Consider the following 10,187-nt stretch of genomic DNA (forward strand, 5'->3'; position numbering starts at 1 on the left):
CGCCTGCGAGGCGCCGTTGACGTCCAGGCACCGCCCGGACCCGACGCCCTTCAGGGCGCTCGTGCTCCCCGTGGGCGTGGGGGTCGGCGACGGTCCGGGGGATCCGGGGGGCAGCAGCGTGATGGTGAAGGTCTCGTCGGCGTTGGTGTGCGGCAGATGCACCGTCGTGCCGTTGCCCGACAACGTCACCACCGTGTTCTGCACGGTCACAGGACCGGTGACGGCGCCCCCGCCGTTGTACGGGATGCGCTCGGTCACCACCCGGACCTGGTTGTTCTGCACGATGCCGCTGGTGGCGTCCAGCCGCTGCAGGCCGACCGCGATGTCGCCCGTCGTGCGGCCCCCGCCGACCAGGACCTTCGCCTCGCCGTTCGCCTTCGTCGCGAACCCGTCGTAGGAGGTGCTCGGCGTGACCGAGACGACCTGGCCGGTCTGCGAGCCGTAGAAGCGGTAGACCCACCACTCGCCCTTGGGCTGGTACTGCCCGGAGGAGTTGCGGACCAGCAGGTTGCCCAGGTCGTTGTGCAGGTTGCCACCGCCGGCCCAGTTGGCCCGCAGGCCGTCCGCGCCGGCCCGCTCCAGCCGGGCGATGTACCAGGACCCGTCCCCGGGGTTCTGCTCGTTGGACGCCCCGTACTCGTTGATCTGGTACGGACGGGGGTGGGGGATGCCACGGGAACCGAGGGTGGCGTCGGCGGTCGCGACGTTGGCCACCGGGTCGCCGGGCAGGGAGTGCCAGCTGACGATGTCGGGGACGACGTCGTTGGCCTTCACGTAGTCGAGGTACTGGGTCCAGAAGCCGCCGGAGGACGGCACGCAGGCGCAGCTCGGGCCGACGATCAGGTGGGACGGGAACGCGGCGCGGATGCGCTGGTAGGCCCGCTTCCACATCTCGAAGTACTGCGAGATGGGACGGTTCCAGAACAGGGTGATGTTGGGCTCGTTCCACAGGTCCCACTGAACCGGGGCGCCGGTGGCCCGCACGTCGCCGATCAGGCGGGTGAGGAAGGCGTCGTAGTCGGTCCAGTTGCCGTTGTCGCCCGGGAATCGGGAGATGGGGTAACCGTCGGCGCCCCACAGGTCGTGCACCAGCAGGACGAACTCACCGCCCAGCGATCGGGTGCGCAGCAGCTGCGCGCGGGTGGCGTTCCACCGGCGGTCGTACTTGCCCGACACCCAGCCGCCCGGGGCGTCCAGCTGGGCGCCGCCGGCCCGCATGTACCGGAACCTGACATCGGTGAAGAAATGGTCCGGGGGATTGGCGCCGTCCTCCGTCATGCCGTAGATCCATCCGGAGGCCCGGTACGTCGGAGAGCCGCCGGCGACGGAGAAGTCGACGGTGATCGACTCGTCCGCGGCCTGGGCCGGCGCCGCCGTCGTGAGGAGGGATCCGGCGACGAGCGCGCCGACGGCGAACAGGGCCGCGATCCCGCGGCGGCCTGTCCGCCGCTTCCTGCCTTTCGCGTCCACTCATGACTCCTTGCACAGAGGGGGGTGGGGGAGTGACGCCGTCTGCGGCCGGCCGCGATCCCGGTTACGGGATTATCGAATCGATTCGCTGGCAGCCTAGGTCTCGTCGGCGAGGGATGTCAACGGCAGGTGTCAAGCATCGGCGGGACACGCTCGGAGGGCCGGGATGGTCCACTCGTACCCGGAAGGGGGCATGGCGGACGCGGACCATGAAAGTTTCATACCTATACCCGGCTGAGCAGTAGAAAGATACTACTGATTCTCGCCCGGCTGGATTCGGACGAGGGGGCGCGGCATCATCGACGGCACGTTGAAATGGGCATTCTCGATCTAGGCGGCGACGCCATGTCCGGCGCATGTGAACAGACATCCAATGGATCGCCGATAAGCATGCTTGACACCCATGAGGCGCGGACCTATGGTCATTCCGAATCGATTCGACAGGTTCTCGCAGGTCAGGCCCGGTGTGTCCGTCGCGCCGGCACCGTCGGAATCGTTCCGGCTCCGCCGGGCGCGGGCCGGTCCGGCGGCCGTGGCGTCCTCGCCGGCGACCGGTTCGGTCGACTCGGACATCGGGCGCGGCACGACTCCCACCCCCCGCAAGGAGATCCCGTGCAGGATTGCTCACCCCGGACGGCGCGGAGACGTGTCCCGGCCGGTCTCCCGGCCGCGATGCCGCCTGCCGATCCCGGCATGGCCGGCGCGGCCGTACGCCCCGACAGGTGGGCCGCGTGCTGAGGATGACCGGTATCGGCAAGAGCTTCCTGGGCGTGCGGGTCCTCGGCGGGGTCGATCTGGAGGCGGCCGCGGGTGAGGTCCACGCGGTGGTCGGGGAGAACGGCGCGGGCAAGTCGACGCTGATGAAGATCCTGGCCGGCGTGCACACCCCGGACGAGGGGAGCATCGAGATCGACGGCCGGAGCGTGGCCTTCGGGCACCCGGTCGAGGCGCAGCGGGCCGGGGTGGCGATCATCCATCAGGAGCTCACCCTGCTGCCGGAGCGGACGGTCGCCGAGAACGTCTTCCTCGGGCGGGAACCCGTCCGGCGGGGGCTGGTCGACCGGGCCGCGATGGAGTCGGCGACCGGTGAGCTGCTGAAGTCTCTCGGCGAGGAGGCGTTCGGGCCGCGCGATCTCGTCCGGCGGCTCTCGGTGGCACAGCAACAGGTCGTCGAGATCGCCAAGGCGCTGTCGCTGAACGCCCGGATCGTGGTGATGGACGAGCCGACCGCCGCCCTGGCCGGCCACGAGGTCGAGCTGCTCTACACGCTGGTGCGGCGGCTCACCGGGCGTGGCATCGCGGTCCTGTACATCTCGCACCGGCTCCGCGAGATCTTCGATCTCGCCGACCGGATCACCGTGCTCAAGGACGGCGCCCGGGTCACCACCGCGGCGGCGTCGAGCCTGGACAGCCCGGCACTGGTCCGCCTGATGGTCGGGCGGGAGCTGCGGTCGTACTACCCGCCCCGGGCGGCGGAACCGCCCGGGGAGGTGCTGCTGAGCGTGCGCGGCGGCGGCAACGCCCGGCTGCACGGCATCGACCTCGACCTGCGCGCGGGGGAGATCGTCGGGGTCGCCGGACTGCAGGGCTCGGGCCGCACCGAGCTGGCCAAGGCGCTGTTCGGCGCCGAGCCCTTCACCATCGGTGAGATGACGCCCCGCCGTCCCCGCTCGCCGCGGGAGGGCATCGCGGCCGGGACCGGCCTGGTCACCGAGGACCGCAAGGCAGAAGGACTTCTGCTCAACCAGCGGGTGGGCGACAACGCCCTGCTCGTCGCCCGGGCGACCGGGGCCCGCAGGTCCGGCGTCGAGCGGCTGCTCGAGCGGGTGCGGCTCAACCCGCCCCGGCCCGCCCAGGAGGTCCGGCTGCTGTCCGGCGGCAACCAGCAGAAGGTCGTGCTGGCCAAGTGGATGACGGTCGCGCCGCGCGTCCTGCTGTTCGACGAGCCCACCCGGGGGGTCGACGTCGGCGCCAAGGCCGCCATCCACGAGCTGATGCGGGAACTCGCGGGCGACGGCGTGGCCGTCCTGATGATCTCCTCGGAGCTCCCCGAGCTCATCGGCATGAGCGATCGCATCGTGGTGCTGCGGGACGGCCGTATCGCCGGGGAACTGCCCGCCGGCGCCGCCGAGGAAGCCGTGATGCACCTGGCGGCCGCGTCATGACCCAGCAGCTGAAGCTCCGGCGCGTACCGGCCGGGGGCTCGTTCCTGCGGCGGCTCTCGGCCGACCGGCCCGCGCGCGCCGTCTACGTGGCGCTGGTCCTGCTCGTCGTGCTGGGCTGGCTGCTGTTCGCCCTGGACGGCGGGCAGTTCCTCAGCCAGGAGAACATCGTCGGCATCCAGCAGCGGTCGGCGGCCCTCGGCATCGTCGCGGTCGGCCAGACCGTGGTGATCCTGGCCGGGAGCCTGGACCTCTCGGTGGCCTACCTGATCAGCCTGACCTCGCTGGTCGCGGCCGAGATCATGGCGGGCGCCGACGCGGGCGTGCCGGCCGCGGTCGCGGCGGTGCTGGCGGTCAGCGCGGCGGCCGGACTGGTGAACGGCCTGATCGTCACCAGACTCCGGGTGCACGCCTTCATCGCCACGCTCGGGGTCGCGCTGATCCTCAAAGGATTGCTCGACGAGCGGTACGACGGGCCCGCGGGCAGCGTGCCCGCGTCCTTCCAGCATCTCGGGTACGACCGCATCGGCCCGCTGCCGGTGTCGGCGCTGCTGTGGGCCGTGGTGGCGGCGTCCGCGTGGTTCCTGCTCAGCCGGACGCGGCTGGGATACCGGATCTACGCCGTGGGCGGGGACGCGGAGGTCGCGCGCCTGTCGGGCATCCGCACCGGGCGGGTCGTGGTCGCCGCCCACGTGCTCTGCTCGGTCTGCGCCGGGATCGCCGGGCTGCTGCTCGCCTCCCGGCTCGGGGCCGGCGCGCCGACGGTGGGGACCGACGGCGGATACGACCTGGAGTCGATCGCCGCGGTCGTGCTCGGCGGGACGGCTCTGGCCGGAGGCCGCGGCGGGGTCGCCGGGACCGTCGGCGGCGTCCTGCTCCTGGCCGTCCTCGACACCATCTTCAACCAGATGGAGGTCGACTCCTTCGCCAAGGACGTCGTACGGGGTGTGGTCCTGGTGGCCGCCCTGGCGATCTACGCCCGCAGGAGGCGGACCGCATGAGACGCGCGCTGCCGATCTTCGTGGTGCTGGCCGGGCTGCTGGTCGCCATCGCGGTCGTCAACCCGTACTTCCTGGAGCCGCCCGCCTTCCTCGCCTTCGTCAAACGGGCCGCGCCGCTGGTGATCCTCGCGGCCGGGCAGTACTTCGTCATCGTCTCGGGCGAGTTCGACCTGTCGGTCGGCTCGCTCGTCACCGCCGAGGTGGTGATCGCCGCCCGGCTCATCGACGGCTCGGCGGAGGCGACCTGGCCCGTGCTGGCCCTGCTGATCGTCATCGGGCCGCTCACCGGGCTGGTCAACGGGATCGTCACCACCCTGCTCCGGGTCCCGTCGTTCATCACCACCCTCGGCATGCTGCTGATCCTGTCCGGGGCGGTCTTCCTCTGGACGGGCGGCGCGCCCCGGGGCGCCCTGTCCCCGGAGTTCCGCGAGCTGGGCCGGGGGAGTCTGGGCCCGGTGCCCTGGTCGGTCCTCATCCTCGTCGCGGTGGCGGCGGCCGCGATCTGGGCGATGCGCGCGAGTTTCGGCCACACGCTGATCGCGGCCGGCGACAACGACCGGGCGGCGGCACTGTCCGGCGTCCGCGTCGCCCGCGTGCGGACGGCGGCGTTCATGATCTCCGGGCTGTCCGCGGCGGTCGCCGCGATCCTGCTCGGCGGCTTCGCCGGGGTGTCCGCGCAGGTCGGCCAGGGCCTGGAGTTCCAGGCCATCACCGCTGTCGTGCTCGGTGGCGTGGCCCTCGGGGGCGGCCGCGGTTCCGTGGTCGCCGCCATGGCGGGCGCCTTCACCCTGGAGGCGCTGTTCACCCTACTCAACCTGTACGGCATCTCGGGGGCGCTGGAGCCGGCCGTGCAGGGCGTGATCATCATCGCCGCGGTGGCGCTGGGGGCCGTGAACCTCCCGCGCAGGAAAGCCGCGGCGGTCTCGTGACGGAAGGAAGACCATGCGTTCATATTCGCGGCGGCTCCTCGCCTCCGCCGCGCTGGCCGCGCTGACGCTGCCGATGGCCGCGTGCACCAGCGACAAACCCGTGTCCTCCGCCTCCGCCGCGCCGGCCGGGCCGGCCGCGCGGGAGGACAAGGGCACCGGCGCGCAGTCGAAGTTCTTCATGCAGGCCGACTACGACGCCCAGATGGCGATGCGCCGGGCACAGCCGACCGGCCCGGCGGACAAGCCGTGGGAGCAGAGCATCGACCCGCGGCCCGTCGACACCGCCGAGTACAAGAAGGCGGGGCCGTACCACCTGTGCTTCTCCAACGCCGCGGTCAACAACCCCTGGCGGCAGGTCGGCTGGAAGACCATGCAGGCGGAGGTCGCCCTGCACAAGGAGATCACGGAGTTCACCGCACTGGACGCCGAGGGCAAGGACGACAAGCAGATCTCCGACATCGCGGAGTTGCAGGGCAAGGGCTGCGACGCGCTGATCGTCTCGCCCAACACCACGGCCACGCTGACTCCCGCGGTGGCCGGGGCGTGTCCGAAGGTGCCGGTCATCGTGTTCGACCGGGGGGTCCAGACCGACTGCCCGGTCACGTTCATCAAACCGATCGGCGGCTACGCCTTCGGCGCCGAGGCGGCCGAGTTCCTCGTCGGCAAGGTGCGGGCCGGCGGGAAGATCCTGGCGCTGCGCATCCTGCCCGGCGTGGACGTGCTGGAGACCCGGTGGTCGGCGGCGAAGGTCGCGTTCGACCAGAGCGACCTCGAGGTCGTCGGCGTGGAGTTCACCGACGGCGACGCCGCGAAGACCAAGAGCATCGTCAGTGACTACATCCAGCGCTACGGCAAGATCGACGGAGTCTGGATGGACGCGGGCGCCACCGCCGTCGCGGCCGTCGAGGCGTTCGAGGACGCGGGCCGGCCCGTGCCGCCGATCAGCGGCGAGGACCAGCAGGACTTCCTGCGGAAGTGGAGCGACGCGAAGCTGACCGCGATCGCCCCGACCTACCCGACCTACCAGTGGCGCACCCCGATCATCGCGGCGCTCAAGATCCTCAAGGGCGAGCAGGTGCCGAAGGTCTGGAACCTCCCGCAACCGGCGATCACGCAGGAGAACCTCGCCACCTACCTCAAGCCCGGCATGCCGCCGCTGCACTACGCCCTGTGCGGGTGCGAGGACCTGCCCGGCTACCCCGCGAAATGGGGTGGCTCGTCGTGATCGGCGTCGACGTGACCATCGCCACCGCCGCATCCGTCCGGCGTCCCCTCGCCGCGAGCCAGGACGCCCTCGTCACCGAAGGACTCGCCTTCCTCCGCACCCTCATGGCCTGACCGGCCGACCATCCAAGCCTTCGCACCCCGTAACTCCGGCCGTAACCGGTAACCCCCCCAGGAGATCCCTCATGCGAAGATCACGCTTACTGCCCGCCCTGGCCGCGGCCCTGTTGGGGCTGTTGCTGTCCGCGGTGCCGCTGGTGGCGCACGCGGCCGCACCGCAGTTCAAGGTGCTGCTGTTCAGCAAGACAGCGAGCGGCGCCTACCGGCACGACTCCATCTCCGCCGGCATCGCGATGTTCCAGCAGCTGGCGACGGACAACAACTTCCAGCTCGACGCGAGCGAGAACTCCTCCGTCTTCACCACGTCGAACCTCGCCAACTACGACGCGGTGATCATGCTCCAGACGTCGGGCATGGTGTGGGACAACGACGCGCAGCGCCAGGCCATGCAGGCGTACGTGCGCGGCGGCCACGGCGTCGTCGCGATCCACAACGCCGTCGACATGAACATCGAGTCGCAGTTCCCCTGGTGGGACCAGACCGTGCTGGCCGGCGCGCACATGACCCAGCACTCCTCGATCGTGCAGGGCACCGCCAAGGTCGCCGACAAGGTCCACCCCTCGACCAAGGGCCTGCCGGACCGGTGGACCCGTACCGAGGAGTGGTACAACTTCGACAAGAACATGCGCGGCTCGGTGCACGTGCTGGTGACCGCGGACGAGACCACCTATGACGCGGGCGCGAACAAGATGGGCGCCGACCACCCGATCTCCTGGTGTCACAACCCGGAGGGCGGCCGGGTGTGGGCCACCGCGATGGGCCACAACGCGTCCTCCTACTCGGAGCCGCTGTTCAAGCAGCACCTGCTGGGCGCGGTGAAGTGGGCGGCCGGCGCGGCGCCGGGCGACTGCGGCGGCACGGTCGCGGCCCGCTTCCAGAAGGTGACCCTCGACGGCGCGCCGGACCAGCCGATGGAGCTGGACGTCGCCGCGGACGGCAGGGTCTTCTACATCTCGCGCTCGGGCAAGGTGAACCTGATCCCCGCGGGCGGCGGCGGCACGCGCGTCATCGGCACCCTGTCGGTGTACGACGGCGGCGAGGACGGCGGCATCGGCCTGGCGCTCGACCCGAACTTCGCCACCAACGGCTGGATCTACCTCAACTACTCGCCGTCCAACGGCGGCGAGGTGAACCGGGTGTCGCGCTTCACCTTCAACGGCACCAGCCTCGACCTGTCGAGCGAGAAAAAGATCATCGAGGTTCCGGCGTACCGCAACGTCGACGAGCCCGGCCACACCGGCGGCTACCTCGCGTTCGGCCCGGGCGGCAACCTGTACATCGGCCCGGGTGACGACACCAACCCCAACGGATCCAGCGGCTACGCCCCGATCGACGAGCGGCAGGGCCGGGAGCACTACGACGCCCAGCGGTCCGCGGCCAACACCAACGACCTGCGCGGCAAGATCCTGCGCATCCACCCCGAGGCCGACGGCACCTACACGATCCCGTCCGGCAACATGTTCGCGCCGGGCACCGCCAAGACGCGGCCGGAGATCTACGCGATGGGCTTCCGCAACCCGTTCCGCTTCTCCGTCGACAAGGTCACCGGCTGGATCTCGGTGGGCGACTACGGCCCGGACGCGGGGGCGGCGAACGCCAACCGCGGCCCCGAGGGCACCGTCGAATGGAACCTGATCAAGGAGCCGGGCTTCTACGGCTGGCCCTACTGCGTCGGCAACAACATCCCGTTCAACGACTTCAACTTCGCCACCAACACCTCCGGTGCGAAGTTCAACTGCTCGGCGCCGGTCAACAACTCGCCCAACAACACCGGCCTGACCAACCTGCCCGCGGCCAAGTCCGCGACCATCTGGTACAACTACCACGCCTCGGCCGAGTTCCCCGAGATCAACTGCTGTGGCGGTGCGGCCCCCATGGGTGGCCCGTTCTACCGCTACGACGCCTCCAGCACCTCCGACCGCAAGTTCCCCGACTACTTCGACGGCACACCCTTCCTCTACGAGTGGAGCCGTAACTTCGTCAAGGAACTGCGGCTGGACTCCTCCGGCAACCTCCTGAAGATCAGCCCCTTCGTGGCGCAGATCGCCCCGCACGCGCCGATCGACATGAAGTTCGGCCCGGACGGCGCGTTGTACATGGCCGACTGGGGCAACGGCTTCGGCCACGCGAACACCGACGACGCCGTCTACCGGATCGACTACGTGGTCGGCAACCGCGCTCCCGTCGCCAAGGCGAGCGCCAGCCCCGACTCGGGCAAGGCGCCGCTGACGGTGGCGTTCTCCTCGGCCGGCTCGTCCGATCCCGACGGCGACGCGATCACCTACAGCTGGGACTTCGGCGACGGCGGGACGTCCACCAGCGCCAACCCGTCCCACACCTACAGCGCCAACGGCACCTACAACGCCAAGCTGACCGTACGCGACTCAAGTGGGAAGACGGCCAGTGTCACGGTGCCCATCGTGGTCGGCAACACCCGGCCCACGGTCGCCTTCTCGGCTCCGCCCGACGGCGGGTTCATCGACTTCGGCGACCAGGTGAACTACACGCTGAACGTCACCGACGCCGAGGACGGCACCGTCGACTGCACCAAGGTCAACGTGTTCACCGCGCTCGGCCACGACCAGCACGCCCACGACACCGGTCAGTACACCGGCTGCTCGGGGACGGTCACGACCACGGCCTCCGGCCACGACGAGGCCTCCAACGTCTACTACGTCCTGGGTGCGGACTACACCGACAAGGGCGGCCTGAAGGGCAGCGCAGGCGTCACGCTGCAGCCCAAGCACAAGCAGGCCGAGCACGCCACCGGCTCGTCCGGCATCAGGATCGTCGACGAGTCCGGGGCCGAGGGCGGCAGGCGGATCGGCGACATCTCCAACAACGACTGGCTCTCCTTCACCCCGTTCAACCTCTCCGGAATCGACACGGTGTCCTTCCGCGTCTCGGCGCCGTCCGCCACCGGAGGGTCCATCGAGCTGCACGCCGACTCGCCGACCGGGGCGCTCATCGCCTCCGCCTCGGTGCCGTCGACCGGTGGCTGGAACAACTACGTGTCCCTGCCCGCGGTGCGGGTCACCGACCCCGGTGGCACGCACGACGTGTACGTCGTGTTCAAGGCGCCGTCGGCGAACGCGTTCGACGTCGACTCGTTCACCTTCGGCGGCAGGGGCGTCGGACAGGGCGGCGGCTCCTCGCCGTCCCCCTCGCCATCGGTTCCGCCCTCTCCCTCGCCTTCTCCGTCGTCGCCCTCGGGGAGCACGAGCGCCCTGAAGGGCGTCGGGTCCGGGCGGTGCCTGGACGTCAACGGCGCCTCGCAGGCG

General features: G+C 70.6%; 6 protein-coding genes and 1 pseudogene. 6 read left to right on the forward strand and 1 reads right to left on the reverse strand.

Annotated features, from left to right (window positions below):
• The coding region (locus AAH991_RS39215) for a hypothetical protein (protein WP_346231032.1) at window positions 1–1,470 on the reverse strand (1,470 nt) is incomplete at its 3' end.
• Window positions 1,471–2,210: 740 nt separating this feature from the next.
• Between AAH991_RS39215 and AAH991_RS39220 the strand changes: the two genes are divergently transcribed.
• The 6 genes and pseudogenes from AAH991_RS39220 to AAH991_RS39245 form a co-directional block, all read left to right on the forward strand.
• Window positions 2,211–3,635 carry a sugar ABC transporter ATP-binding protein gene (locus AAH991_RS39220; RefSeq protein ID WP_346231037.1) on the forward strand — a complete coding sequence of 475 codons (1,425 nt, stop codon included), beginning with the start codon at window positions 2,211–2,213 and terminating at the stop codon, window positions 3,633–3,635.
• Window positions 3,632–4,633, forward strand: coding sequence for an ABC transporter permease (locus tag AAH991_RS39225; RefSeq protein ID WP_346231033.1), 1,002 nt, complete (start codon window positions 3,632–3,634; stop codon window positions 4,631–4,633). Before AAH991_RS39220 ends, AAH991_RS39225 begins: the two co-directional genes overlap by 4 nt.
• Entirely contained in the window at window positions 4,630–5,562 is a 933-nt protein-coding gene (locus AAH991_RS39230; protein ID WP_346231034.1) for an ABC transporter permease, read from the forward strand. The genes AAH991_RS39225 and AAH991_RS39230 overlap by 4 nt, the downstream gene beginning before the upstream one ends.
• Before the next feature lie 13 nt (window positions 5,563–5,575).
• Window positions 5,576–6,787: a substrate-binding domain-containing protein gene (locus AAH991_RS39235; protein ID WP_346231035.1), complete on the forward strand. Its 1,212-nt coding sequence runs from the start codon at window positions 5,576–5,578 to the stop codon at window positions 6,785–6,787.
• 8 nt (window positions 6,788–6,795) lie between these two features.
• A pseudogene (locus AAH991_RS39240) lies at window positions 6,796–6,900 on the forward strand (sugar phosphate isomerase/epimerase); the annotation flags it as partial.
• Window positions 6,901–6,971: 71 nt separating this feature from the next.
• A partial coding sequence (locus AAH991_RS39245) for a ThuA domain-containing protein (protein WP_346231036.1) occupies window positions 6,972–10,187 on the forward strand: 3,216 nt, incomplete at its 3' end.

Origin of the sequence: Microbispora sp. ZYX-F-249 (assembly GCF_039649665.1) — a bacterium.
GTDB lineage: Bacteria > Actinomycetota > Actinomycetes > Streptosporangiales > Streptosporangiaceae > Microbispora > Microbispora maris.

Excerpts from the sequence above, each read along its gene's own strand:
- AAH991_RS39220 (WP_346231037.1), top strand. The coding sequence starts at position 2,211 with ATGACCGGTATCGGCAAGAGCTTCCTGGGCGTGCGGGTCCTCGGCGGG.
- AAH991_RS39225 (WP_346231033.1), top strand. The coding sequence starts at position 3,632 with ATGACCCAGCAGCTGAAGCTCCGGCGCGTACCGGCCGGGGGCTCGTTC.
- AAH991_RS39230 (WP_346231034.1), top strand. The coding sequence starts at position 4,630 with ATGAGACGCGCGCTGCCGATCTTCGTGGTGCTGGCCGGGCTGCTGGTC.
- AAH991_RS39235 (WP_346231035.1), top strand. The coding sequence starts at position 5,576 with ATGCGTTCATATTCGCGGCGGCTCCTCGCCTCCGCCGCGCTGGCCGCG.